A 24,765-nucleotide genomic window follows, 5' to 3' on the forward strand; every position below is an offset into this window, starting at 1 on the left:
AATAAATTAGAATAAAGGATAGCGATGAAAAAACTCTTGTTACTATGTGCATTTGGCATATCTTTAGGAATGGGTGCAGATAGTCCACATAAATGGGGCTACAACTCTCCTAGTACTCCCCGCCAATGGGGTGATTTACATAAAGATTTCGAGCTGTGTAAAAGTGGTAAAAATCAATCTCCTATCGATATTGAACACTACTATTACACTCCAAATAAGGAGGATTTGGCAGCAGTGTATCAAAATAAGGCCAAACCCACTTCTCTCACTTATGCGCATCATACGCTTGTCGTACAATTCAATAGTGCACAAAACCACATTCTCTACCGCGATCATGTCTATAAGCTGGTAAATTTGCACTTCCATACCCCGATGGAATTTAGCATTCACAAGCACCGCCAACCCTTGAGCATGCACATGGTACACCAAGATGCCAATGGACTTTTACTCGTCTTGGGAATAGGTTTTGAAATTGGCAAACCCAATGAAATGATCACGCGTCTGTTAGAAGCTTATGCGCATAAACAAGTCCCTAAATCCCTAGACTTAGAAAACCTGCTTCCTGCTAGCATCAATTACTACCACTTCAATGGATCGCTCACCACTCCCCCCTGTACAGAGGGCGTGGCGTGGTTTATTATTGAGGAAACCTTGAGCGTCTCTAAGGAGCAATTAGCAGCTCTGCAAAAAATCATGCACCATGTTAAAAACAACCGCCCACCCCAAAAGGATTACAATAGCGTGATTGTCAAGAGTTCAGCCGTATTGCGCGAGCCCTAATATCCTCTAAGATTCCCGCGCGCTCCAAGTGCGCGATGTTTGCAAACTGATTTTTATTAAAGGTGATTTGGCGTTTGGCCAGTTGGCAGGTGTGCGTATAGATCGCCTCTTCTAGGTGTGCTAGGTTAAGTTTGCCCTGCAAATATTCCAAGCATTCCTTAGGTCCGATCGCTTTAAAGGGCTGATGATGACTGCCATATTGGTGCGCCAAACTCTCCACCTCTGCAACAATTCCCTGCTTGAGCATGTTTTTTGTACGCTGGGCGATTTGTGCGCGCAATATCTCCTTAGGCAGGCTGAGGGTGTAGAGCTTTACGGGCAGGTGAAAAGGGATTTTAGGGTGGGTGGCAAAATACACGCTAGGGGGGGTTTGCGTACCAAAATAAATTTCTAGGGCTTTTTGGAGGCGGTAGCTGTCCTTAGGGTGGATTTTTTGCGCGTACAAAGGGTCTACTTGGATTAAAAAATCATAAGGGTTAGCCAGTTCTTTTATGCGCGCACGCACGCCCTCATCTACAAGAGGCATAGGACTTAGTCCCTCTAAAATGCTTTTAAGATAAAACCCACTGCCTCCCACCAAGAGCAAAACCCGTTTTGAGCTAAAAGCCAAAGCTTTTTGTAATTCTTGAGCAAATACGATGGCGTTATTGGGTTGAGAAATGTCTAAAATATCGATCGCATAATGCTTAATACGCGCCAAATCCTGTGCGCTGGGTTTAGCGGCCGCGATATTGAAATCTTTATAGATACTCAAAGAATCTAGTGAAAAAATTTCTGCGTCTAACTCTTGAGCAAGCTGTAAAGCAAGAGCACTCTTACCACTCCCACTAGGCCCCAAAATGGCAAAGAGGCTAGGCACTAGGGAGCTTTATAGGTACTCAAAAACCCCTCTAAATCAAAATGCACGCGTTGTTGATGGGTGAATAAATGCACCATCATGTCTCCTAAATCAATGATGATCCACTCCTCATTTTGTGCGTCCACCGCATAAAATTGCTCTCCTAAGGGCTTGAGCGCGCTTTTGAGGTGATCGAGCAGAGCTAGGGCGTGCTTGGGAGCTAGGGTAGTGGCAATAATCACCTTTTGAGTCACATAGGCGCGATCGCTCAGATCAAAAACCACAATATCGCTCGCCTTTTTGTCCTCTAAGAGCGCGACAATTCTTTCAATTCTAGGATCAGACATGGATTTCCTTAAACGCTTGAATCACCCCTCCTTGTAAGGTGGGGGGCAGGTGAGAGGGGATTTTATGTTGGGCTAAGAGGGCTTTAATCTGGGTGGAAGAAATACGTTCTTGAATGCGTGGCAGAGGGATATAGAGCGAATCTAAGCGGGGCTCAAGGGGGTAGCCCTCTCGTTGCACTACGACAAATTCTGCCAGCTCCTGCATGGTAGCATAGCCCTCCCACTGGGACAGATGCGCCAAATTATCCGCACCGATCACAAAATAGAGTTTGCTAGGGCGCAGGCTGTGGTGAAAATGCAACACACTCTCCACGCTAGGCACGGGGCGTTGTGCACAGATTTCAAAATCACTCACTTCTACCTTAGAAAACCCGCTTAAAAGCCCACGCATCCAAGCAAGCCTCTGTTTTGGGCTAAAGCAAGGTGCGCCCTTAAAGGGGTTTTGATAGGCTACCAGCACAAAAAGACGATCGATATCCAAATGTTCTAAAATCTGCGCAACCACCTCCAAATGGGCGATATGAGGGGGATCAAAACTCCCCCCATAAAGGGCGATTTTAAGTGTTTTGCTCAAAACTGGAAGCCTTTGTTAATTTGGAAAATTTCACGCCCTTAAGCCCCCCAATTTCTAAGTGCAAACGCATGATTTCTGAAGGTTTGCCATTAATAATAATAGTTTCTAGGCAATTATTAAGATCGAGGTGTACATGGGTTGTGCACATAATGGTAATATGGCTTTCATGCTGAATATCAATGATCTTTTGGTTGAGCTCGCGCTGATGATGATCGTAGATAATCACCAAAACCGCCACAGTGAGCCCTTCTTTAGTCGTGCCAAAATTTTCATCATTGGACCAATTATCCTCTACCAATTTTTCACGGATCATATCGCGCACTAATTCAGATCGCGAAGAATAGCCGTTTTTAATGATACGATTGTCCAGTTCATCCAATAAATTTTGTTGCAAAGATACAGAAAACCTAATAATGGTGTCGTCTTTATGCTCCATAAATTCCCTTATTTGCAAAAAATTCTCACATTCTAATCTAATTTGGCTTATTAGCCCCTAATTTGGGCGAGGAATTTGGTGCGGTGGAAGTTAATAGCGTAACGATGTGCCTCATCCCTTAAGCGTTGCAAGAACTGCAAACAGGAGTCATTGGCCTTCAAGCGCAACACTCGATCACGCGTGTAGATCACATCGGGTATATCTCCTAGCGATCGCTGGGTTTTCCCTCCTCTCTTGGACTTAGCAATGCCTAGCACCTCTATGTTTTGCCCCACGCTTTGCAAAACCTGCAGGGCGATACGCACCTGTACGCGCCCTCCATCTATAAGCCATAAGTGCGGAGGGTTTTGCATTCTTTGGGCGCGCCGCTCCAACAACTCGCGCATTTGGGCATATTCATCTCTGCCTTGCAAGAGATAACGCCGGTAGGCTTTTTTCACCCATTCCCCCTTTTCAAGCACCACCATCGCGCCCACGCAATGGCTTTGGGCGTGATGACTTACATCAAAAATCTCAATACGCTCAGGGGGGACGCGTAGCCCTAAAAGCACCTGCAGAGCGCGCGCAGGATTCTCTAGGGGGATTTGCAGGCGTTCTAGTAAGGCTTGAATTTTGCCTAAACGATCGCGCCATAGGGCTGCCTCCTCATAGCGTTCTTGAGAGGCAAGCGCGTGCATGCGCGCTTGAATACGCGTGCATAACAGAGGCAGATTTTCTAAAAGAGCGACCCCCTCTTGGAGCAAATGCGCGTATTCTTGGGCACTAATTTTGCTCGCACAAGGAGCAGCGCAACGCTTAATTTCATAGAATACACAAGGGGATTTGCCCCGCACACAGCTAGGACTTTGCACGAGGGGAAAAAATTCTAACAAGCTCTCTAAAATTTCCTTAGCTCCCAAACTAAAAGGGCCAAAACAGCGCAAGTGTTCGCTAGGGTGTCTTTGTAGGTGTAACACTGGATAGGGCAGAGCAGGGTCAAAACAGACATAGGGGTAGGTCTTAGAATCCTTGAGCAAAATATTATAACGAGGTTGGTATTGCTTGATGAGGCGATCTTCTAGCAGTAGGGCTTCATGCTCATTGGGAGTTAGGCGGTATTCTAGGCGTGCGATCCTAGAGACCATATCGCGCACACGCGCGCTATTTCTAGGGTTGGGCAAGATGCGCTCCTCTTGTAGGCTAAAATAGCTCAAGACGCGCTTTTTAAGATTTTTTGCCTTGCCAATGTAGAGTAAGCACTCAGTAGTGTCCCAGTAAAGATACACTCCACAACTTTGGGGCAGATTCTCAAGTTGGGCGCGCATGTTGCTTGATACAGGCACGGATATGCTCAAAGAGGGCTTTAAGCTCGGGGTCGTTAGCGTGGTTAGTGAAATCACCCTGTGCGCATTCTTGATAATAGAGTTTTGGAGGCTTGGGGACAAATTTTGTTCGAATCACTTGGGGCACATAGGCTTTCACCTCAAGGGGTGCTGGGGGTTCTAAATCTAGGTTCTGCACTTCCCGTAACAAGGTTTGGCTAAATTCGCGAGCATGTTTGCAAAAATAAGTGTGTGCGCTCGGGTGGCTAAAAGCAAGCCAGAGTTTAGAGTTTTTAATTATAATAGAGCTAATCGCCTCTCGAATGGAAAGGGGCAAAAAAAGCTTAAGCTGATTGAGTTTAAGGCGCATATCTAGGGGTTTTAAGAAAGGTTGGTTTTGCAAATCAGAGAGAATATTTTGGGCATTTTTCATGGGGTTATCTTAGCATGTTTGTTAACAGGTTGTGGCTATAAAGCCCCTCCTTTTTATAAAACAAAATCCCTCTCCTACCCTCAAGCCCAAATGCCAAACTCTAATCATTCCATCCAAGAAGGTAACCCCTGAATGCAATTCACCCCTTATCCCTTTGAACGCCTAAATGCCCTCTTGCACGGGCTAAATCCTCCTAAGATTTTTGATCTGAGCATTGGCGAACCCCAATTTCCCACACCTCCATCTATCCAACAAGCCCTACAAGCCCACACGGACACACTCAGATTTTATCCCAAAAGCGGGGGAGAGGACTTTCTCAAAGAAGCCCAAGTGAGTTTTATAGAGCGCCATTTCAAAGTGCGCTTAAGGATGGAGCAAATCTTACCCACCCTAGGTTCTAAAGAAACGCTTTTTAACTTCCCCATCTTTTATTTGCATGACAAACCTCAGCCCAAGATCGCCATGCCCGATCCCCTCTATCAAGTGTATTTAGCTAGTGCGCAAGTTGCCAAAGCTACGCCTCTTTTTATGCCTTTAAGCCCTGCTAATGACTTCACCCCTGAGCTAGACCCCGCGCTCAAGCCCGACTTAGTGATTTTAAACTCGCCTAATAATCCCACTGGGCGCACCTTGAGCTTAGAAGAGTTAAAAGTTTGGGTCTTGCGCGCTCTGCAGGAAAATTTTCTATTGCTCAATGATGAATGTTATAGCAATATTTACGCCTCCACGCCCCCGCCCTCTATTTTGCAAGCCTGCTTAGAAGTGGGCAATAGAGAATTTAAAAATGTCTTAGCAATCCATTCGCTTTCTAAGAGTTTGAGTGCCCCAGGGGCGCGCAGTGGCTACATCGCTGGGGATGCCAATATTTTGAACAAATACAAGATTTTTAGGGGCTATAGCGGGTGTGCGATCCCCTTGCCCTTGCAATATGCTAGCGCAGCAGGGTGGTTAGATTTTGAACAACAAGAGCAAATCCGTCAAGCCTATGCGCGCAATCTACAACTTGCTCAAGAAATTTTGGGCGTGCGCGTTTTCCCCACAAGCTTTTATGTGTGGCTTTACGCCCATCATGGAGAGGATTTTGCCCGTCATCTCTTCACTCACACAGGGATTAAAGTCCTTCCTGGGGGCTTTTTAAGCCCGAGTGATAGCCCGCATAGCGCGCCTTTTGTGCGCGTGGCATTGGTCTATGAAAATATGCGCCCTATTTTAAAAACCTTAAAAGACGCGCACCAAAGCTATTTAAAGAGCCTGTCATGCTAGATCGTCCCATCCACACCTATAAAATCCACTTTATTGGCATTGGAGGTATTGGTATTTCAGGACTAGCTAAATACCTTAAGGCACAGGGCGCGGTGGTGAGTGGCTCGGACCTTGTGCAAAGCACTATCACGGACTATCTAGCCAATTTGGGCATTCCTATCACCATTCCCCACAACCCTAATGCGCTCAAGGATCAAGAAGTGGTGATCCACTCGGCTATTATCAAGGTAGATAATGTGGAGATTGTAGCGGCAATGGAGAAAAATTGCCTCATTCTTTCGCGTAAACGGGCGTTAGAATACATTTTAGGGGATAAGCGTGTTTTTAGTGTATGCGGGGCGCATGGCAAGAGCACCACGAGCGCGATGTTAAGCGCATTATTGCCCCATTTTGGGGCGATCATCGGGGCGACCAGCAAGGATTTTGGCTCTAATGTGCGCGAGAGTGATAGTTCTAGCTTGGTCTTTGAAGCTGATGAATCCGATCAAAGCTTTTTGCATTCCAACCCCTATTGTTCTCTAGTAACCAATGCTGAGGTGGAACATTTAGATGGTTATGATTACAATTTAAAAGCGTTTTATCAAGCCTATACAGACTTTTTAAAGCTGGCTAAAAAGCGCGTGATTAATATCAGCGACCCCTTTTTAAAAGAGTGTAGCTTAGAGGCGATCCGCCTAGACCCTGCGCGCGACATCAGTCAAATTAGCTATTTTTTAAGAGAGGATGAGCCCTATACGCGTTTTAAGCTCAAAGATTACGGCTTTTTTGAGGTGTGGGGTTTGGGGGCGCACACAGCTAGCAATGCAGCCCTGGCGATTTTGGCCGCTCTTGAAGAACTGCCCTTAGAGAGTCTGCGCGCCAATCTGCTCAATTTCAAGGGTATCAAGAAACGCTTTGATATCATTCAAAAAGACTCGTTACTACTCATTGATGACTACGCCCACCACCCTACAGAGATTTGTGCCACTTTGCAGGCCCTGCAAACCTACGCCCAACTCAAAGGACTCAAAGAGGGTATTGTCATTTGGCAACCTCATAAATTCTCTCGCCTCTTGGATAATTTAGAGGGTTTTCAAGAATGCTTTAAAAATCCCATTGTAAGTCAGCTCTATATCTTGCCTGTGTGGCGCGCAGGTGAGAAACCCCGCGAAGTGGATATGCATGCCCTCTTTGGGCACTTGCAACCCACTTTTATTGATTCTATGTGGCGCACTTCAAAGGGCTTAGAACTCTTTGTGCAGGGGGTCAAGATTCGCACCTTGCATAATGGGTTAGTGATAGGCTTTGGAGCAGGGGATATCACCACCCAACTTAGAGGAGAGGTTTAATGGGGGCGTGGATCGTTTTAGCCCTTGTCTTGATCTTGCTTTGGTTTATATTTAAAGATTTTGGATTGGTGCGTTTTAAGCAAAAGTTACTGAGCGCGCTCGCGCTTGTGGTGTTAGGAGGGATGGTAGGATTTTATACCTATGAGCAAGATAAGAATAACCGCGCCCAAATGGATTTACAGCGCGCCTTTTTACGCGGGGAAACTTTATTATGCGGCCATGTAGAGGTAAATAATAAAAACTTCAATCTTGTTACGGGCACTTTAAGTTTTTTGGGCAAGCCCAATGGTCCCATGAAAGACACCTTGATTGATTTGCAATCTTGTCAGAAAAAGACCCCTTGAACACGCTAGCTAGCCAATTAGATTTAGAACGCTTTTTAGAGCGTTTTGCAAGCTTTTTAGCCCGCCCTAAAGAAGCCACAACTCTAAGTCTGCGCCCTAGCACTTGGGAACATCTACAAGAATTTGAAAACCTAGAGTTTAACCCCCCTAGCACGCTTATCTGCCTAAAAGAAGCCCTGAAAGCCTTGAAAAAAGGCGGGGTGTGGCGTTTGGAGATTTTATTAGAATTTGTCAAAATCACGCGCTATTTTGCCTACCTAAAGGCGCGCACACACCCCAAAGATCACCCCCATTTATGCGCCTATTTGGCCAATATCCACTTTCCTGCACCTCTCTTAGAGCTAGAAACACATATGCAAGATAGCCCCGCTCTCAAAGAGGGCTTTTACCCGGAATTAGACGCGTTATCAGAGAGTTTAGCGCGTTTGCAAGCCCAACAAAAACAAGTATTTCAGCAAATTTTAGGACGATCAAGTCTGCAAACCTACTTAGCCGATCGCCAAGTGCATTTTGTGCAGGGAGTCGAAACTTTGCTTTTAAAACCGGGTTTTTCTGCGGTGCTTAAGGGCGCGGTGGTGGCGCGCTCGCATAGCGGGCAATTTTACATAGAACCCCTAGAGGTGAAAAATTTGGCGCGTAAAATCCAAGAGACGCGCAATAAGATAGAAGAGAGTGTGATGCTCATCTGCACGCAATGGAGTGAAACCCTGCGCCCTCATTTTCTATTTTTGCGTTTTATCAACCATGAATTTGACTATTTGGATCACTTGCAAGCGCGCGTAAATTTTGCCAAAAGCGCAAATCTAAGCTTTATCAAGCCCAACACACGGGGGTATTTTGTGCTCAAAGATTTTGAACATCCCAATCTCAACAACCCTAAACCCCTTAGCTTAGATTTTAACCAATCCCTGCTCTTGGTAACCGGGGTGAACACGGGGGGTAAGACGATGCTTTTAAAATCTGTGCTCTCGTGCGCGTGGCTGGCCAAACACTTTTTGCCTTTTAAAATCAACGCGCACCATTCCCAAATTCCCCATATAGAACATATTCAAGCCATCATCAACGACCCGCAAAATAGCCAAAATGACATTTCTACCTTTGCTGGGCGCATGCTCGATTTTAGCCACGCGCTTAACACCCTTCAACTCTTGCTAGGCGTGGATGAGATCGAACTGGGCACGGACGCCTCTGAGGCGAGCTGTTTGTATAAGGTCTTGCTAGAGGAGTTGCTAGAGAAGGGAGCTAAAATTGTGGTAACCACACACCACAAACATTTAGCTTTGCTCCTAGCCAAAAACCCCGCCGTGCAACTGCTTGCAGCCAATTACGATCTACAAGCCCAAATGCCCACCTACACTTTTACCCCCGGACTCATTGGCAAGAGTTATGCCTTTGAGAGTGCCCTGCGTTATGGCGTGCCTTTAGACTTAATCGATCAGGCACGCGCCCTTTATGGCGCAGAACAGAGCCAGCTTAACGCCTTGATCGAGCGCACCAGCGCGCTAGAGCAGGAGCTTATCCAAGAGCGCGCCCAATTAAAACACACCCAACAAACCCAAGAGTGCACATACCAAGAAAAGCTAACCAAGCTAGAACAAGCCCACAGGGCTAGAGAAGCAACACAAAGGAGCTTAGAGCAGAGCTATACACAGGCCTTAAGGCAACTCCAAGAGGCCTTAAAAGAATTTGAGCGCACCCATAATAAAAGCCACGCCCACCAGCAAATCCAAGCCATCCAAGAGAATTTAAAACGGCCTGCCAAACCTACCCCACAGAAACAAAATTTTCAGGTGGGGGATTTTGTGGGCTATGGCAAATTAAACGGGGAGATTATCGCGCGCAGTGGCGGGCTTTACAATATAGCCTTAGAAAATGGAGTAAAGATTAAGGTTAGACCTGAAAAATTGATCTTAAAACCTAAGCCCTCCGCCCCCAAAGCGCAGGTGCGCCTCCAGCACAAACCTCAAGCAAGAGGGCAAATGCGCCTAGATGTACATGGACTAGATGTGCAAGAAGCTCTAGAGCAAGCCCAAGACTTCTTAGCCAACGCGCTTCTAGCGGGCTTTGAAGAGGTGTTGATTGTGCATGGCAAGGGCAAGGGGATTTTACGCCAAGCTCTCAAAGAGTGGCTTAAAAACCACCCTAAGGTGATTTCTTTTGAGGACGCGCCCTACAATCTAGGTGGCTCTGGGGCACAGATGGTAAAATTATAGCTACCATGTGTTGTTAAGGCTTGTTGTATAAGTGCCCTTCGCAATAAATTCGTTTTCTATGGGTATCAAATTGCAAACTCAATAAATCCTTACTCGCCATATAGTCTTTGGTATGAATCCCTGTTAGAGGTAAGAGCACATGGATGAGATCATCGCTCATGAAGGGTTTATGCACGGCTTGGGCGATTAATTTAACTTTCTCAGGGTGCTTCTGCTTGAATAAGTCCGTAACATAGATCACAAAGGGAATCTCTACGCCATAAGTAGAACAACGATGCCCATAGCCATTATTAGTTTCAAACACATCTTGGGCGTGATCGGAAAAATAAAGAATTAAGGCATCCTTATCTTTGAAAAACTTAAAAAACTCTTCTAGAATGTGATCGGTATAATATAAAGAATTGACATAATCAGCGACAACTTGCTTGTCTCGATCGTTTTGAATATGGAGGCTTTGATAGCGAATCTGTCCAGGGGTGAATTTAGCAAAACTTTTAGGGAAGCGCCCCTTATAGTCTGGATGGTTTCCAAACAAATGGATTAAAATCAGATTTTTAGCTCCTATTTTAGGTTGGACCTGTTGTTCAAAAAGGGGAATGAGCCATTGGTCGTAATGGGCTAGACCGCTATTCCAAGTTTCGTGTGTAGAAAATTTGTAGGTAAAGCCGTAGGCGAAGGCACTATAATAGTTGTTTGTTGAAAGAACTTCTTGGTTATCTGGCCAAAAAGTTTTATAGCCCGCTAGCTTGAAAATAGCTCCTAAGGTTTTTTGTTGATACCAGGGGATAGCTTTGTTTTCCACATCGCCGTAGTTAAGCAGGGTTTTAAACACCTCAAGCGTATTAGCAAAGACGGCGATCACATCATCAAAAATGAATAAATTTTGCGATCTCTCTCTCTCTCTCTCTCTTTAAGCACACTTAAAAAAGGTGTGTTGGGCACATCATAACCATAAAGTCCCATGAAATTTTTGGATGCGCTCTCTCCTACGATCAACACCACATTATCTACACTGTTTTTCTCTACACTTAAATAATCTTTAGGATAGAGTTGTTTTAATCCTTGATACATAGCTTGAATTTGACCAAATTCTTTCAAGGAAACACACACCGCATATATCTCTTTTACCACAGGTATAACGCGTTTGACGATGTTGAGATTAATTAGCCTACCATGCCCTCCCCCTCCCTGCATAAAAAACACCCACAAAGTGTGCGCCCAAAAAATCGCCACAAGTCCAGTGAGTGTTTTAAGTTGCCGTGGCATATTGAGGTGTAGCTTAAAACGCACCAAATTTAGGAAGCCAACACAGATCGCGAGATAACCTAGAATAATCCCAATGCGAGGCAAAACCATGCCCTTTAAAAATTCTTGACTTTCTTGCACATTGGTTGCTAAAAGTGTACCTATAAGAGAGGGTGTAAAGTCCATGTGAAAATAATGGGCTAGAAATAAGCTTACGAAGTTAAAACCCAAGCTCAAAACTAGCATGGTATTTTTTAAAAACTCTGCCCAAAACTTAGATTTTATAAAACTCAAGAGAAAATAATAAAGATAAAAAAAACAAAAAACCATAAAAAGCCACCTTGAGTGCATGCCAAAAAACTCCATCCCACACCTCCACAGCAAAAAAGCCTACTACAACAGGGGCTAGCCACATCAGCCAAAAGCGATTATCCAAGATCATGTAAAAACCTTAATTTTAGTAATGTGTAAAAACAGTCTCTCTTTCGCACGAAAGTAAAGACCTGATGGGGCAAATCAGAGCGGCGAGCATCAAAGTTGCAGAGGGCATGCAGATGTAACTATGTATCATGCATAGAAAACCGACTCTACCAAGGGGTAGAGCTAACACATCGTTTTTTTAGAGTGCTTGGATAATTTTTGCGCTTTCTGTAGCAATAGCCCACTCTTCATTGGTGGGTACACGCAAAATCTGTATTGCCGTTTGAGGTTGACTTAAATTGATAACGCCCCTAGGAGGCTTAACATTAGCCTCTTGGTTAAGAGAGATGCCAAAATTTTCTAAATTAGTGCATACGGCCTTGCGTAGCCGTGCGCAGTTTTCCCCCACACCACCAGTAAAAATTAAGGCATCGATGTGTCCTAGTGTGATCAGATAAGAACCGATATACTTTTTAATGCGATAAGCATACATATCAAACGCCAGTATAGCTTTTTCATCTCCCTCTTCGATCAGACTTTCCACACTGCGCATGTCATTTTTGCTACAAAGCCCCTTAAGTCCACTATCCTTATTAAGAATGTCATTAACCTCCTCAAGACTTTTGTGGTGGATTTGCATGATATAACCCAAGAGGGCGGGGTCAAGATCGCCTGAGCGTGTACCCATAATTAAACCCTCTAGGGGAGTTAGCCCCATAGAAGTATCCATGCTTTGACCATTTTTGATCGCACACACACTAGCCCCATTGCCCAAATGTAAAGAAATCGCACTAAATTTCTCATAGGGGATATTTAAAAATTTAGCGGCCTCTTGAGCCACGAAGTGGTGTGAAGTGCCATGAAAACCATAACGGCGTAGTTTGTAGGTCTCATAAAGATGGTAGGGGAGAGCGTACATAAAAGCGTGAGGAGGGATGCTTTGGTGAAAAGCGGTGTCAAAAACAGCGACTTGAGGAAGCTGGGGAGCTTGTTTTCTGATTGTTTTAATGCCCATTAAATTAGCTGGATTATGCAAAGGGGCTAGAAAAGCAAGCTTTTCTATATGCTCGATGACATGATTGTCAATGAGAGTAGGCTGAATAAAAAGATCGCCTCCGTGCACTACACGATGTCCCACGCCATCCACATGCCCAAAACTTTGCAAAACACCCAAGTTACGCAAGCTATTTTCCACATGTATAAGCCCCTCTTCATAGGTACTAATGTGCAAACACTCCTTGCTCATCTCCACGCGCCCATCTTGGGTATAAATCTGCACTTGAGCACACTCTCCACCAATTTGTTCTACAAGCCCACGGGCTAAAACCTCTTGTTTGGCAATGTTGAAAAGTTGGAACTTGATAGAAGAGCTACCCAAATTTAAAACAAGAATACGCATGGCTTATCCTTGTGCCTGAATGGCGGTAATGATGATGGTGTTGATCACATCCTCAACCAAACAACCCCGACTCAAATCATTGACAGGTTTTTTAAGACCTTGCAGTACAGGACCAATGGCTAAAGTTTTAGCGGTCCGCTGTACTGCCTTGTAGGCGATGTTGCCCGCATCTAAATCTGGGAAAATAAACACATTAGCATGCCCGGCAACAACGCTTCCGGGCATCTTTTTAGCTCCTGTAGCCGGATCGATGGCCGCATCAAATTGCAAAGGACCATCAACGATCAAAGTTTCATCTAAATTACGCGCAATCTCTACAGCTTGGGCGACTTTGTCCACATCTGCGCCCTTGCCAGATGTCCCGGTAGAATAGGACAACATGGCAATGCGTGGCTCAATGCCAAAACTCTTGGCCGTACGCGCAGAGCTTAGGGCAATGTGGGCAAGTTCCTCGCTAGTAGGGTTAGGATTAATGGCACAATCGGCAAAAACTAAGACTTGGGTATCTAGGCACATGAAAAAAACACTAGAAACTAAACTCACCCCCGGATGGAGTTTGATAGTCTGCAAGGCGGGGCGCACGGTATCAGCAGTAGTATGTGTTGCCCCTGAAACCATGCCATCAGCATGCCCACTATAGACGAGCATAGTCGCAAAATAAGTCGAACTTCGTACAAGTTTGTTGGCTTCTTCTAAGCTTAAACCCTTGCTTTGTCGCAGAGCATAAAGGGTATTGGCAAAAGCATCAAGGTGTTCGGAGGTGCTAGGATCAATGATTTGGCATCCTTCTAAATTGAGTCCCAAACTTTGTGCATTTTCTAAGATTTGCTCTGCTTTGCCTAGTAAAATGAGTTTGGCCGCTTGGTTTTGCAAGATAATATGGGCAGCCTGCAAGATTCTAGGATCATGGCTTTCGGGTAAAACAATGGTTTTAAGCGCGTTTTTAGCTCGCTTTAACAAGCTTGCTTGAAACCTCAAAGGGCTTAAACACATGCTTTTTGTGTTGTGCAAAATCTGATAAATAGAACCGAGTTGGGGGGCTTTTAAATCATCTAGGGTTTGCAAGTCCAAAATCATATAGTTTAAATTGTTTTGACTTGCGTGCGCAAAGGTGATGGGATTAATCACTCCTGCATGCTCAAAGCTCGCATGGGCGCGCATACATGCTTTCACATCCCCATCAAGTGCGTTGATTACAGGCAGATTGAGATGTTGGGCGTATTTGTGCAAAAACAAGGGATCGAGAGCCTGCAGGGGGGCTAGCGCGCTCCCTTTGAGCAAGACAAATTCGCAATCCAAAGCCTGATAAGCATTCAAAAGGGTTAAAAATGTATTCTGTTCTGATTTGGCAATGAGGTCTTTAAGAGCAATCCCTAAGTTGGCATCTACAATTTTATAGCTTTGCTTTTGCGACTCCAAGACCATTTCAAGACATTTGATCGATTGTTCTTCGAGTTGAGCAGAGGCGATGAGTAAGATTCCCTGACCCATAAATCTCCTTTTATTTTGGTGGAAATATTATAACAAATTAGCCTAGCACTTCTAAAAGAGTTTGCAAAACTTGAGAGGGTTCTTTGTGAGCTCGGATAGTATGGTGTGCTATGCGCGCATAGAGTGGCGCGCGGTTTTTATAGAGGTCATAAAGGCTGGTGCGGTCTTGAAAGAGGGGTCTAGAATTAGAGTCGGCTTGAAGTCTAGCTACAATCACCTCAAAATCCAAGTATAGATAGATTACAATCCCCGTTTTTAGAGGCGTGTAAATGGGCAATCCCCCCCCCGTAGCAATGACAAGGGGGGTTTGCACTTGCTCAAGGGTGGCAACTAATTGCCTCTCAAGCTCCCTAAAATGAGCTTCTGAGTGATCTTTAAAAATTTGGGCAATGCTTGTGCGCGTTTGGGCACTAATTTGTAAATCCGTGTCTAGGAAGCGATAGTTGAGAGCTTGGGCTAGCAGTGCGCCTAGAGTGCTTTTTCCACTACCCATAAAGCCAATGAGCCAAATCTTAGACAAATAGCCCATTCCCCGCATATGCGCCTTGAATAGACTCTTCAATCTCCAAGAGGCGGTTATATTTAGCGGTGCGCTCGCCTCGTGTGGGCGCGCCGGTTTTAATTTGACCCGTGTTGAGCGCGACACTAAAATCGGCAATAAAACTATCCTCACTCTCCCCACTACGATGACTCATCACACAGGCATAGCCCGCCCTCTGTGCCAAGCGCATGGTTTGTAGGGTTTGTGAAATCGTGCCAATCTGATTGGGTTTTATGAGAATGGCGTTAGCAAGTTGTTGTTCAATGCCCTTTTTTAAGAGAGTTTCATTGGTTACAAATAAATCATCGCCTACAAGTTGGACTTTATGCCCTAGCTTGCTGGTGAGCTCCTGCCACCCGTGATAATCCTCCTCGCCTAGTGCGTCTTCAATGGAGACAATGGGGTATTTGTCTACAAGCTGGGCGTAATATTCAATGAGCGCGCTAGCCTCTAGCTTTTTATTCTCACTAGAGAGCACATAGTGCCTGCTGGAGTCTAAAAGCTCACTACTGGCTACATCCAAAGCTAAGGCAATTTGCTCCCCGGGTTTATAGCCTGCTTTCTCAATGGCTTTTAAAATCCACTCCAAAGGCTGCGCATTGTTTTCAAAATTAGGAGCAAAGCCCCCTTCATCGCCCACGCTAGTAGGGTGTCCGGCTTGGGCTAACATGCCCTTTAGTGTGTGATAGACCTCTACACTAGCGCGCAAAGCCTGTTTAAAACTCTCAAAGTGCAAGGGTATGATCATATATTCTTGAAAATCCAAGCGGTTATTAGCATGCGCACCCCCATTAATGATATTTAACATAGGAGCGGGCAGAGTTGAACCATTAATCCCACCCAAATAGGCATAAAGAGGCAGATTTAAAGAGTGTGCACAGGCACGACTAAGTGCCATAGACACGCCCAGCACCCCATTAGCCCCCAAATGGGCGTAATTAGGCGTGCCATCCAAAGCCTGCAAGCAAGAGTCGATCTTAGCCTGTTGGTAGGGGTCTTGACCTAGAAGAGTTTCTTTGATCTGAGTTTGCACAAAGTTACAAGCCTTTAAAACACCTTTGCCTAAAAATCTCTGGGGGTCTTGATCGCGCAACTCTAAAGCCTCTCTCTTGCCCGTGCTCGCTCCACTAGGCACAATCGCTACGCCCAAACTTCCATCGCTTAAAATAACTTTAACTTTTAGGGTAGGGTTACCCCGGCTGTCTAAAACTTCGCTTGCTTGAATATCTTGAATTTGCATGCCTGCTCCTTTGCAAAAGGGGCATGTTAGCAAAAGATACTAAGAATTTGTCTGACACTGGGGGATTTATATGGCTTAAAATTTATACAAATACATACAACTGAGCATCAAAGAAGTTTGAAAACGATCAGAGGCTAGTAGAGTTTTATTGGTGGGCAAGAGTTTTAAGCCCACTTCAATTCGGTGTTTATTATAGAGTGTGAGAGCTACCCCCGCTTGCGCGATCAGGCCAGCGGTATGGATGTCATTATGTTTTTTAAAACTAAAATCAGCATCGTCTGTATAAAGTGCTACTCCAAACCCCACGCCCGCATAAACCCCAAGATAATGTTTATAAGAGTGCGTTAGAGGAAACTCTAGGGGAATCTCTAAGCCAACACTTGCCACGCCATAAAAAGAATTAGAGAGGTTGGGCTTGGATTGCCAATTCACTTTGGAAGTGGCTAAATCAAGGGCAATAAAGGCGCGGATACCAATATAATCCTTAAAAAAAGTCTGCATGCCTCCCTTAGCACTCAAAATAGCTGGAAAGCTCTTTAATTTGGTATTTTGATAATCTTTTTCGATCTCAACTGCACCAAAACCCATCCCAAAATACCCCCCATTCTTCAATCTGAGTTGCTTCCTTTGGTTGTATAGACGCGTATAGGTGTCTTGTTCCTTAATCCAAATCTTTTCTTGTGGTGCGCCTACGCCCACTCCAACAACTAGCAATAATATCCTAATACAGCGCAATCCCACGACTTATCTTGTTTCTTGTTTTGTTGTATAATAGCACAGCTTGCGTTTTGGCTTGGATTATTTTTGCGCTAAGGGATCTTGTGAGTGAGTCTGTGGGTTACATAGAACTAGATACTTTATTTTTGCGTGGTAACTGGGATTTTAAAACTCCTGCGAGTGCCCTCACACGCCTAGAAAAACTTCTTAGAAATGCCCCACCTATTAAAGCTGTAGATTTTAAGGAAGTGGGTCGTTTGGATTTTGTGTTTTTAATGCTTCTTTACGATCTTTTGGGCCGTAAAAAACCTGTGGTTTTGAATACCAATGTGTACAATGCGCATGTTTTAGAGGTCGTACAACATTGGGTTAAAGAAGACCCTAGTATTCTTAGCAGGCAATATAGCAAACCTCCCAAGATAAACCCCCTAGACAAACTAGGGCAGAGTGTGGCGACCTTCTTTAATACCATGCTCAATACTTTTAACTTCTGCGGAATGGTGCTTTACTTTCTAGGGCGCGCTTTTATTAAGCCCAAAACCCTCTGTTTCACACCTCTAGTACACCACATCCATGAGAGTGGATTTAAGGTTTTGCCAGTAAGCATTCTCACCGTGTTTGTGGTAAGCTTTGCGATCGCTCTGCAGGGGGCGATCCAATTACAAGAACTAGGCTTTCCTCTCATGAGTATTGAAATGACGGCCAAATTAGCCCTAAGGGAGATGGGGCCTTTTATTTTAACTCTAGTTGTGGCTGGGCGTAGTGCCTCTAGTTTCACCGCCCAAATTGGGGTGATGAAGATCACCGAGGAGTTAGATGCTATGCACACAATGGGTTTAAGCCCCTTTGCTTGGCTGGTCTTACCTCGCGTTTTGGCTCTGATCATTGTCATGCCCTTGATGGTTTTTATTGCGGATGCGTTCGCGCTCTTGGGAGCGATGGTAGCCATCAAATACCAACTTGGGGTAACTTTCACCCACTATATCGCGCTCTTGCATGAAAATGTCGGGCTCACCCATTTTTTTGTAGGGTTGGTCAAAGCTCCTTTTTGGGGCTTTGCGATCGCCTTAGTAGGCTGTATGCGTGGCTTTGAGGTCAAAGGGGACACTGAATCCATTGGCACACTGACTACCATAAGCGTTGTGAACGCGCTTTTTTGGATCATCTTTTTAAACGCGCTCTTTTCAGTTATTTTTAGCAAACTCAATATATAAACCTGTTTATGACAAATGACACATCCCGTTTAATCGAGGTTAAAGACCTATATACTGCCTATGGCAATCATGTGATTCATAGGGGCGTGAGTTTTTCGGTATATCAAGGGGAGGTTTTGGCAATTTTGGGAGGGAGTGGGAGTGGGAAAAGCACACTTTTAAGAAGTATGATTTTGCTCAATAAGCCCACAAAAGGAACCATCCGCATATTTGACATGGATATTTGGAAACTCAAAGATTCTGAGCGCGATAAGCTCTTTCATCGTATCGGTATGCTGTTCCAATTTGGCGCGCTCTATAGCTCCTTGAGTGTGTTAGAAAATGTAGGAATTATGCTTGAGGAGCATAGTGCTTACCCTAAAAGAAATATCGTAGAAATCTCTAAAATGTGGCTGGATCGCGTGGGCTTGAGTAAAAAAGTGCACCACCTCTACCCCTATGAACTCAGCGGGGGGATGAAAAAGCGCGTAGGACTAGCGCGCGCAATGGCGACTAATCCGGATATTCTCTTTTTAGACGAGCCTACCAGCGGGCTAGACCCCTATTCAGCTGATAAATTTGACGCGCTGATCCTCTCACTCAAAAAGGCGTTGAATTTGACCGTGGTGATGATCACCCATGATCTCGACTCCATTAAAAATGCAGTCGATCGCTTTATCATGCTCAAAGATGGGTTGATTAGTTTTGATGGTAATTTGGCCGAATTTATACAGCACACCAAAGAAGTACCCCTAGAAGAGGGGAATTTATTCAATTCCACAAGAGGAGAAAAATTTTGGAAAGGCATGTAAATTACACGCTTATTGGGGGGATTTTTCTAGCATGCTTGGCATGCATGGCTATCTTCATTTTATGGTTGGGGCATGTCAACTTTGAAGAAGAGGATTATACCCGCTATGTAGTCTACACTGATAAGGATTTGGGTGGGATTGGAGCAAATACCGCCGTTAACTATAAGGGCATTCAGGTAGGCACGATTAAAAGCGTGGGCTTTGACCCCAAGCGTTTAGGTGTGGTCAAACTCTCTATTGATATTAAGAGCAAAGTACCCGTTACTAAAGATGCTGTGCTCAAGGTGGATTCGCAGGGGCTTGTAGGAATGAAGTACTTAAGCCTCATTCAAGGTAAATCTAAAGAATTTTACACCAAGAAAGACTCAGAGCGCATTCTGCACTACGAACAGAGCTTTTTAGAAAAACTCAGCGGGAGTGCGGGACATATCTCTGATGAAGTAATGGGCATTGTGAAAAACATTGACCAACTCCTCAGTCCAGAAAATATTGCCAATCTCAGTAAAATTATTGCCTCTATTCAACAAGCGACACAAGGATTAGATGCGCTAAAAAATAATCTTGATACCTTGTTGGTTAAGGCGGATCAAACTTTAGGCAAGGGAGATACTCTGCTCGAGCATGGTAATCAGTTGATTATGGATGTGGATAAAAAAGTACAAGGTGGACAATACGATCTAAAAAGCATGCTCACCCCCCTTCTCATTCAGGCAGAATTGAGTCTGCGCAATATTGACCAATTCGTGCAAAAGGGGTCGTTGTTGATGGATAAATTTGATGCTAATCCTTATAAAACCCTCTTTGGAGAGCAAAAATGAGAGTTTGGGTAAGTTGTGCATGTTTAGTGCCTTTGTTGAGCGGTTGCTTGAACCTCAACCTCAAACAGGTTTTGCCTGACATTAGTGTTTATGACCTTAACACTCAGACCCCGCCTACAAATACTTGTTCTAGTACCAAAAAAATAGCCTTAGTAGGGGTCGTGGTCGCCGATCTCTATAATTCTAAAGACATGATTTTCAAGCGCGTTGATGGGAAAATTGAACGGAGTGTGCGTCAAAAATTTGCCGATTTACCCAGCAGTCTGCTGAAAAATATGTTCATCTTAGAATCGATGCGCCAGTGCATGGCATTAGGAGTGCCTAGCGGGGCACGCGCAAGCATACAGCTCAATGTGCTCTCTTTAGGGTTTGTAGAAGGCAAAGATGGTGTGTATGCTCAGATTATTCTAAGGGTTGTCAACAGCGCAACACCTAATAGTTTCATGGTAATCAAACAGCAAAAAGTAACTTTGCAAACCGATGCAAAAACCCTAGACATTCCTGTAAAAGCTATTGATACTTTGCAACACATTGCTAGTCAGGCCCTCCAAGAGGTCGCCTCGCGGATCAAGACTACTCTATAAGGAGTATCCATGCTAATCTCTTCCATACCACAAGATGTTCAAGATACTCAAGATAAGCTAGAAGAAGACTTTGAAACCAAAGAGGAAGAGCAAAGTATTTATGGAGAGTTCCTCAAACTTGCCCACCAAGCTTACCAAGCACGCCACTATGAAGAAGCACTAGCAAGTTACCAGCATGCCGCTGGACTGGGGAGTTCGCGCGCTCTAGTCTATTTGGGCGTGATGTATGCTAATGGACGGGGAGTCTCTCAGGATGATACAAAGGCTCTTGACTACTTCAAACAAGCTGCTAATTTGGGAGATAGTCAGGGTTTTGTTAATTTAGGAGTGATGCACAACTTGGGCAAGGGAGTAAAAAAAGACTATCAAAAGGCTTTGGACTACTTTAGACATGCAGCAAGTTTAGAGGATGTAAACGCTCTAAACTATATGGGTCTGATGTATCGCACTGGAAGTGGTGTGGGTGTAGATTATGCTAAAGCCCTAGATTTTTACCAACAGGCTGCGGATCGTGGGAGTGTCAAAGCTTTAGTAAGTTTGGGGAGTATTTACTACGCTGGGCACGGAGTGAGCAAGGATTACGCCAAAGCCCTTGAATATTTCCAACAAGCTGTTGAACTAGGCGATGCGCGCGCGTGCTATAACCTAGCCGTTATGTATGAAAATGGCGAAGGTGTGGAAAAGAATACAGAAAAATCCCTAGAACTTTTTAAAGAATCTGCACAGGCAGGATTTGCTAAGGCTACATGCACTCTAGCGAGTATGTATGAGAATGGAGAGGGAGTAGAAAAAGATATGGATAAAGCGATCGCCCTTTATCAAGAAGCTGGAGAAATGGGTGATGCGGACGCGCTTTCTAGTTTGGCTGCTTTATATCGCACAGGCAAGGGGGTGGAGAAAGATAGATATACAGCCATCGCTTATTACAAAGAGGCTGCAGATTTAGGGGACGCGCAGGCATTTGCTAATCTAAGTGCTATGAATACTCAAGTGAGCGAACAAAAGGCGCAGACTCTTTATAATTTAGGTGTGGTTTATGCTAATGGACAGGGCATGCCCAAAGATGAAGCCAAAGCCCTAGATTATTTCCAGCAAGCTGCTAAACTTGGGCATGCTAAAGCTAATTACAATTTAGGGGTGATTTATAATAGAGGCTTGGGCGTAGAAAAGGACACGACACATGCTTTTTCTTATTTTCAAGAGGCCGCTAAATTGGGCGATGATAAGGCCTATTACAATCTAGGGGTGATGTGTGAATATGGCAGAGGCACTAAACAGGACATTCCTCAAGCCATCTTTTATTTTGAAGAGGCGGCCAAAATGGATAACGCTAACGCCTTGCACCATTTGGGTTCGCTCTACCATGTGGGCAAGGGGGTAGAAAAGGACGCACCCAGGGCTTTTGCTTATTTTTATAGAGCAGCCCAGCTAGGGAGTATCAAAGATGATTATAATGTGGGGGTAATGTATAGTCAAGGAGATGGGGTAGAAAAAGATATACAACAGGCTTTATTCTATTTTCAAAAAGCCTCTAATGGAGGCAATTCTAATGCTATGTATAACATGGGTGTGATCTACTATCAAGGAGAGGGAGTGGATAGCGACCTACAAAAAGCCACGGAGTGCTTTAAGCGCGCGGCTAAATTTGGCAATAAAAAGGCTCAAGAGGCTTTGAAAACCTTAGAGAGACTGGATCAATAGATTCTGAGCTGTTTGGATCACCTCTTGGGGGCTAATGGTGTCCATGCAGGCATGAGGCTTAATATTCCCTCTATTTTTAAGCGGGCACACACGCTTTTTACAAGGCGCGCAGGGCAAGTTTTTATTGATAAGGCAGGCATGGGGGTGTTGCCATGGGCTAGTCTCTTGCATGTTGGTAGGCCCAAAGAGTGCAATTAGAGGAACTTGCAGAGCGGTGGCGATGTGCATAGGACCGCTATCATTGGTGATAAAAAGACTGAGTGTTCCTATCTGCTCAATTAGCTCCGCTAAAGTGGTTTGATTACAGAGATTGAAGAGGCGCGCGCTTGCAGGCAGAAGGCGCATGATCTGATCTACCACCTCTAAATCTGCGCGCGCTCCAAAAAGATAAACTTCATAACCTTCTGCTAGAAAATGCGCCCCCACTTGAGCGAAGTATTCAGGCTTCCAGCGTTTCGCGCTTCCATAGGCTGCCCCTGGGTTTAATCCGATTCGTTGAGGTTTGAGCGCGCGTTGCGCGTTGAGTTTTAAGGGGGGGGGAGCAAGCTCTAAATTAGGGATACAGGCATGGAGCAAATGGTAATAACGCTCTACTTGGTGGACATTAGAGGGTGTGGACAAGGCGTGGGTGAGTAGAGGAGTGCGAGGGAATTTGGCATAACCTATACGCACGGGAGTTTGAGTGCAATAGAGCAAAAACGCGCTATAAAAGTGATTAGTGAGTGTGATAGCTAGGTCGCAACGCCCAATCTGTCTAGCTAGTTGATAGGTAGCCCAGAGGCGACTCTTGGCTTTTTTGCTATCATCAACTAGGGTTATTGTGTTAGGATCATCTTTAAAGAGTGCGCAAACCACAGGCGAGCCCACCAAAATAAGCGTACTCTCTTGATAATGCATCCTTAAGGTCTCAATGGTGGGTGTGGCCATCACCCCATCGCCTAACCAATTAGGCAAACGCAGGAGGATTTTCATTTTATGTCTCTTTTATGTCTCTTTTATGTCTCTTTTATGTCTCTTTTATGTCTCTTTTATGTCTCTTTTACATGACCAACACCGCATTCTGCATTAATATCTTCATAGCAATAATATACTATAATAAAGGAGTATGCAATATTACTAAATTCACCCAATACGGACGGCTATATTGAAAAGCATTAAAACTAAAGCGACTATCTATGCCATAGTGGGATTTTTACTCGTGATGGGGGTGGTCTATGTCTCCTTGCACATAGGGTATGAAAGACTTGCTACCAAACAGAGTATTGATCTCATTCATGTTTTAAACCAAGCACTCATGAATAGTGTAAAAGAAGCTGCACTCACTGGAGACCCAGAACAGCTTAGGCGTGTGATTAAGGATAGTGAAAACATTGATGGGGCGCGTGTCAGTTTTGTGCCCTCTAAGGAAGTCATCGCGCTTTTTGGTCTCAATGAAAATTTTACGCATGATACGCATATGCAAAACATTTTTAAGAACAAAGAACGCTCCAAGAGCGTTCAACTTATTCAAGAAGAAAATAAACACTATATTTTGTTGCGCCAACCCTTTATTGCTGACAAACTTTGTCTAAACTGCCATGTGAATTCCCAATTAGGTGATGTGATCGCGATTTTAAATGTGCAATTCGATCTGACAAGAACTTATGACCAAATTTTTAGCAACACCCTTAAAACTCTAGCGTATATTTTGGCGGTGTTTTTAATGATTAGCTTGATCATGTTCTTGGTGGTAGAAAAAGATTTATTTAGACCCTTAATGCGTCTAAGAAGCATGGCAGGCATGCTCACTCAAAGTAAAGAGGCGGATTTAACCCAACGCCTAGAGAGTAAAATTTTAGATGAGGTGGGGAGCACTTCACACTTCTTTAACCTTTTTATCCAAAAGATTCAAGGCATTGTGCAGAGTGGAAAAAATATCCTCTCTTCTAATGTAGCTATCAGCCACTCTATCAGAGAAACCTCTCAAAGTCTCAAATCCAATGAGGTCCATGAAACTACCAGCATTGAAACCATGCACCAGCTCAGTCAAGAAGTGGGCAAAAACTCCAGCGTAGCTTTGGATTTGCTTGAACACGCTACAACCACTATTCAAAGCGCAGACCGCATGATGCAAGAATTTTCTCAAGGCATGGCAGGTTATGTGCAACTCTCCTTAGACGCATCTAAAAACCAAATTGCCATTGCCAACGACTCTGCAACGCTTATCACTCAAGCTAATGAAATCAAGGGAGTATTATCCATTATTGAGAACATCGCCAAGCAAACCAATTTGCTAGCCTTAAATGCTGCCATAGAAGCTGCACGCGCAGGTGAGCACGGGCGGGGTTTTGCGGTGGTAGCTGAGGAAGTGGGCAAGCTAGCCGAACAAACCCAACAATCTTTAGCAGAAATTGCGGGCATGGTTAATTTTGTAACTCAGAGCATTGAGGGAATGGGCGGGCGTATTAAAAAGATCGCCCTAGAGTCTGAGCAAATCTCTAGTGAAGCTTCTGGATTGGTGGATAATATCAAGGGTGTACAAGAGAGCTTATCTGTGTCTAAACAAACCTCTCTAAAGGCGATCGCCAGCAATCAAGAAATCTGCCACAAAATCCAAGAGATCGCCAAAGTTACTCAAGATTTAGTGGACATGTTTAAGGGCATGAAGAATGAGCGCGCCAAATTAGAGGAAAATGTGCGCACCATGCTCTACAACAACGCCCAACTCGACTCGGAGTTTTCCAAATTCAAGGTATAACGCGCTTAAG

Annotated in this window: 26 protein-coding genes; 11 read left to right on the top strand and 15 right to left on the bottom strand. The window is 44.5% G+C overall.

The features are described 5' to 3' along the window. The first annotated feature begins 24 nt into the window (after nucleotides 1-24). Entirely contained in the window at nucleotides 25-780 is a 756-nt protein-coding gene (locus tag C6H00_RS02890; protein WP_104749525.1) for a carbonic anhydrase family protein, read from the top strand. On the opposite strand, the gene miaA is transcribed toward C6H00_RS02890, so the two are convergent. From miaA to C6H00_RS02920, 6 genes are read right to left on the bottom strand one after another with little or no spacing between them, the layout of a single operon-like run. Then, nucleotides 749-1,639 (bottom strand): tRNA (adenosine(37)-N6)-dimethylallyltransferase MiaA, encoded by an 891-nt coding sequence (gene miaA, locus C6H00_RS02895; protein WP_104749526.1) that lies wholly within the window; start codon nucleotides 1,637-1,639, stop codon nucleotides 749-751. The two genes, C6H00_RS02890 and miaA, sit on opposite strands and share 32 nt — an antisense overlap. After that, nucleotides 1,639-1,965 (bottom strand): ribosome silencing factor, encoded by a 327-nt coding sequence (gene rsfS / locus C6H00_RS02900; RefSeq protein WP_104749527.1) that lies wholly within the window; start codon nucleotides 1,963-1,965, stop codon nucleotides 1,639-1,641. The genes miaA and rsfS overlap by 1 nt, the downstream gene beginning before the upstream one ends. Next, nucleotides 1,958-2,539, bottom strand: coding sequence for a nicotinate (nicotinamide) nucleotide adenylyltransferase (gene nadD / locus C6H00_RS02905; RefSeq protein ID WP_104749528.1), 582 nt, complete (start codon nucleotides 2,537-2,539; stop codon nucleotides 1,958-1,960). The genes rsfS and nadD overlap by 8 nt, the downstream gene beginning before the upstream one ends. Continuing rightward, nucleotides 2,523-2,975, bottom strand: a complete 453-nt coding sequence (gene nikR / locus C6H00_RS02910; protein WP_104749529.1) for a nickel-responsive transcriptional regulator NikR — start codon at nucleotides 2,973-2,975, stop codon at nucleotides 2,523-2,525. The genes nadD and nikR overlap by 17 nt, the downstream gene beginning before the upstream one ends. 50 nt (nucleotides 2,976-3,025) lie before the next feature. Beyond that, nucleotides 3,026-4,279: a GIY-YIG nuclease family protein gene (locus tag C6H00_RS02915; RefSeq protein ID WP_104749530.1), complete on the bottom strand. Its 1,254-nt coding sequence runs from the start codon at nucleotides 4,277-4,279 to the stop codon at nucleotides 3,026-3,028. Further along, on the bottom strand, nucleotides 4,263-4,709 hold the full coding sequence (locus tag C6H00_RS02920; RefSeq protein WP_104749531.1) for a hypothetical protein: 447 nt from the start codon (nucleotides 4,707-4,709) through the stop codon (nucleotides 4,263-4,265). The genes C6H00_RS02915 and C6H00_RS02920 overlap by 17 nt, the downstream gene beginning before the upstream one ends. Before the next feature lie 132 nt (nucleotides 4,710-4,841). On the opposite strand from C6H00_RS02920, the gene C6H00_RS02925 reads away from it, so the two are divergent. The 4 genes from C6H00_RS02925 to C6H00_RS02940 are packed head-to-tail and all read left to right on the top strand — an operon-like array spanning nucleotide 4,842 to nucleotide 9,857. Further along, nucleotides 4,842-5,972: a succinyldiaminopimelate transaminase gene (locus C6H00_RS02925; protein ID WP_104749532.1), complete on the top strand. Its 1,131-nt coding sequence runs from the start codon at nucleotides 4,842-4,844 to the stop codon at nucleotides 5,970-5,972. Beyond that, on the top strand, nucleotides 5,966-7,300 hold the full coding sequence (gene murC / locus C6H00_RS02930) for a UDP-N-acetylmuramate--L-alanine ligase (RefSeq protein WP_104749533.1): 1,335 nt from the start codon (nucleotides 5,966-5,968) through the stop codon (nucleotides 7,298-7,300). The genes C6H00_RS02925 and murC overlap by 7 nt, the downstream gene beginning before the upstream one ends. After that, nucleotides 7,300-7,644, top strand: coding sequence for a hypothetical protein (locus C6H00_RS02935; RefSeq protein WP_104749534.1), 345 nt, complete (start codon nucleotides 7,300-7,302; stop codon nucleotides 7,642-7,644). The genes murC and C6H00_RS02935 overlap by 1 nt, the downstream gene beginning before the upstream one ends. Then, a complete protein-coding gene (locus tag C6H00_RS02940; protein WP_104749535.1) occupies nucleotides 7,641-9,857 on the top strand; it encodes an endonuclease MutS2 in 2,217 nt (738 codons plus the stop codon). The genes C6H00_RS02935 and C6H00_RS02940 overlap by 4 nt, the downstream gene beginning before the upstream one ends. Nucleotides 9,858-9,870: 13 nt before the next feature. On the opposite strand, the gene C6H00_RS08740 is transcribed toward C6H00_RS02940, so the two are convergent. From C6H00_RS08740 to C6H00_RS02970, 8 genes are all read right to left on the bottom strand, one after another. Further along, on the bottom strand, nucleotides 9,871-10,719 hold the full coding sequence (locus tag C6H00_RS08740; protein WP_233704382.1) for a phosphoethanolamine transferase: 849 nt from the start codon (nucleotides 10,717-10,719) through the stop codon (nucleotides 9,871-9,873). Then, nucleotides 10,716-11,348 carry a sulfatase-like hydrolase/transferase gene (locus tag C6H00_RS08745; RefSeq protein ID WP_233704383.1) on the bottom strand — a complete coding sequence of 211 codons (633 nt, stop codon included), beginning with the start codon at nucleotides 11,346-11,348 and terminating at the stop codon, nucleotides 10,716-10,718. Before C6H00_RS08745 ends, C6H00_RS08740 begins: the two co-directional genes overlap by 4 nt. A 28-nt stretch (nucleotides 11,349-11,376) precedes the next feature. Continuing rightward, on the bottom strand, nucleotides 11,377-11,544 hold the full coding sequence (locus C6H00_RS08510; protein ID WP_158655712.1) for a hypothetical protein: 168 nt from the start codon (nucleotides 11,542-11,544) through the stop codon (nucleotides 11,377-11,379). Between the two features lie 177 nt (nucleotides 11,545-11,721). Next, on the bottom strand, nucleotides 11,722-12,921 hold the full coding sequence (locus C6H00_RS02950) for an acetate kinase (protein ID WP_104749536.1): 1,200 nt from the start codon (nucleotides 12,919-12,921) through the stop codon (nucleotides 11,722-11,724). A gap of 3 nt (nucleotides 12,922-12,924) precedes the next feature. After that, nucleotides 12,925-14,412 (bottom strand): phosphate acetyltransferase, encoded by a 1,488-nt coding sequence (gene pta, locus C6H00_RS02955; RefSeq protein WP_104749537.1) that lies wholly within the window; start codon nucleotides 14,410-14,412, stop codon nucleotides 12,925-12,927. Between the two features lie 37 nt (nucleotides 14,413-14,449). Then, nucleotides 14,450-14,941, bottom strand: a complete 492-nt coding sequence (locus tag C6H00_RS02960) for a shikimate kinase (protein ID WP_233704384.1) — start codon at nucleotides 14,939-14,941, stop codon at nucleotides 14,450-14,452. Then, nucleotides 14,925-16,193, bottom strand: coding sequence for a phosphopyruvate hydratase (gene eno / locus C6H00_RS02965; RefSeq protein WP_104749539.1), 1,269 nt, complete (start codon nucleotides 16,191-16,193; stop codon nucleotides 14,925-14,927). The genes C6H00_RS02960 and eno overlap by 17 nt, the downstream gene beginning before the upstream one ends. Before the next feature lie 75 nt (nucleotides 16,194-16,268). Then, on the bottom strand, nucleotides 16,269-16,907 hold the full coding sequence (locus C6H00_RS02970) for an outer membrane beta-barrel protein (protein ID WP_233704385.1): 639 nt from the start codon (nucleotides 16,905-16,907) through the stop codon (nucleotides 16,269-16,271). A gap of 107 nt (nucleotides 16,908-17,014) precedes the next feature. Between C6H00_RS02970 and C6H00_RS02975 the strand changes: the two genes are divergently transcribed. Genes C6H00_RS02975 through C6H00_RS02995 form a run of 5 tightly spaced genes read left to right on the top strand, consistent with a single transcriptional unit; the run spans nucleotide 17,015 to nucleotide 22,018 of the window. Further along, entirely contained in the window at nucleotides 17,015-18,124 is a 1,110-nt protein-coding gene (locus C6H00_RS02975; RefSeq protein ID WP_104749540.1) for an MlaE family lipid ABC transporter permease subunit, read from the top strand. Between the two features lie 8 nt (nucleotides 18,125-18,132). Beyond that, nucleotides 18,133-18,915: an ABC transporter ATP-binding protein gene (locus C6H00_RS02980; RefSeq protein ID WP_104749541.1), complete on the top strand. Its 783-nt coding sequence runs from the start codon at nucleotides 18,133-18,135 to the stop codon at nucleotides 18,913-18,915. After that, the gene (locus C6H00_RS02985; RefSeq protein ID WP_104749542.1) at nucleotides 18,900-19,733 is read left to right on the top strand and encodes an MlaD family protein; all 834 of its coding nucleotides are present in this window, start codon (nucleotides 18,900-18,902) and stop codon (nucleotides 19,731-19,733) included. Before C6H00_RS02980 ends, C6H00_RS02985 begins: the two co-directional genes overlap by 16 nt. Further along, nucleotides 19,730-20,317, top strand: a complete 588-nt coding sequence (locus C6H00_RS02990) for a hypothetical protein (protein ID WP_104749543.1) — start codon at nucleotides 19,730-19,732, stop codon at nucleotides 20,315-20,317. The genes C6H00_RS02985 and C6H00_RS02990 overlap by 4 nt, the downstream gene beginning before the upstream one ends. A 9-nt stretch (nucleotides 20,318-20,326) precedes the next feature. Then, nucleotides 20,327-22,018 (top strand): SEL1-like repeat protein, encoded by a 1,692-nt coding sequence (locus C6H00_RS02995; protein ID WP_104749544.1) that lies wholly within the window; start codon nucleotides 20,327-20,329, stop codon nucleotides 22,016-22,018. Here the strand turns inward: C6H00_RS02995 and waaF are convergent. Then, entirely contained in the window at nucleotides 21,998-22,990 is a 993-nt protein-coding gene (waaF, locus tag C6H00_RS03000) for a lipopolysaccharide heptosyltransferase II (RefSeq protein ID WP_104749545.1), read from the bottom strand. The genes C6H00_RS02995 and waaF overlap by 21 nt on opposite strands. Before the next feature lie 172 nt (nucleotides 22,991-23,162). Between waaF and C6H00_RS03005 the strand changes: the two genes are divergently transcribed. Next, entirely contained in the window at nucleotides 23,163-24,755 is a 1,593-nt protein-coding gene (locus C6H00_RS03005) for a methyl-accepting chemotaxis protein (protein ID WP_104749546.1), read from the top strand. Nucleotides 24,756-24,765 lie beyond the last annotated feature (10 nt).

The organism is Helicobacter cynogastricus, from assembly GCF_900197855.1.
Taxonomy (GTDB): Bacteria; Campylobacterota; Campylobacteria; order Campylobacterales; family Helicobacteraceae; genus Helicobacter; species Helicobacter cynogastricus.

Bases quoted from the DNA above. Each gene is read 5' to 3' on its own strand.
- C6H00_RS02950 (WP_104749536.1), bottom strand. From the start codon at position 12,921: ATGCGTATTCTTGTTTTAAATTTGGGTAGCTCTTCTATCAAGTTCCAA.
- C6H00_RS02980 (WP_104749541.1), top strand. From the start codon at position 18,133: ATGACAAATGACACATCCCGTTTAATCGAGGTTAAAGACCTATATACT.
- pta (WP_104749537.1), bottom strand. From the start codon at position 14,412: ATGGGTCAGGGAATCTTACTCATCGCCTCTGCTCAACTCGAAGAACAA.
- C6H00_RS02920 (WP_104749531.1), bottom strand. From the start codon at position 4,709: ATGAAAAATGCCCAAAATATTCTCTCTGATTTGCAAAACCAACCTTTC.
- C6H00_RS02890 (WP_104749525.1), top strand. From the start codon at position 25: ATGAAAAAACTCTTGTTACTATGTGCATTTGGCATATCTTTAGGAATG.
- C6H00_RS08745 (WP_233704383.1), bottom strand. From the start codon at position 11,348: ATGCTAGTTTTGAGCTTGGGTTTTAACTTCGTAAGCTTATTTCTAGCC.
- C6H00_RS02995 (WP_104749544.1), top strand. From the start codon at position 20,327: ATGCTAATCTCTTCCATACCACAAGATGTTCAAGATACTCAAGATAAG.
- C6H00_RS02935 (WP_104749534.1), top strand. From the start codon at position 7,300: ATGGGGGCGTGGATCGTTTTAGCCCTTGTCTTGATCTTGCTTTGGTTT.
- rsfS (WP_104749527.1), bottom strand. From the start codon at position 1,965: ATGTCTGATCCTAGAATTGAAAGAATTGTCGCGCTCTTAGAGGACAAA.
- eno (WP_104749539.1), bottom strand. From the start codon at position 16,193: ATGCAAATTCAAGATATTCAAGCAAGCGAAGTTTTAGACAGCCGGGGT.
- C6H00_RS02925 (WP_104749532.1), top strand. From the start codon at position 4,842: ATGCAATTCACCCCTTATCCCTTTGAACGCCTAAATGCCCTCTTGCAC.
- C6H00_RS02990 (WP_104749543.1), top strand. From the start codon at position 19,730: ATGAGAGTTTGGGTAAGTTGTGCATGTTTAGTGCCTTTGTTGAGCGGT.
- murC (WP_104749533.1), top strand. From the start codon at position 5,966: ATGCTAGATCGTCCCATCCACACCTATAAAATCCACTTTATTGGCATT.
- C6H00_RS08510 (WP_158655712.1), bottom strand. From the start codon at position 11,544: ATGATCTTGGATAATCGCTTTTGGCTGATGTGGCTAGCCCCTGTTGTA.
- C6H00_RS02960 (WP_233704384.1), bottom strand. From the start codon at position 14,941: ATGGGCTATTTGTCTAAGATTTGGCTCATTGGCTTTATGGGTAGTGGA.
- nikR (WP_104749529.1), bottom strand. From the start codon at position 2,975: ATGGAGCATAAAGACGACACCATTATTAGGTTTTCTGTATCTTTGCAA.
- C6H00_RS02915 (WP_104749530.1), bottom strand. From the start codon at position 4,279: ATGCGCGCCCAACTTGAGAATCTGCCCCAAAGTTGTGGAGTGTATCTT.
- waaF (WP_104749545.1), bottom strand. From the start codon at position 22,990: ATGAAAATCCTCCTGCGTTTGCCTAATTGGTTAGGCGATGGGGTGATG.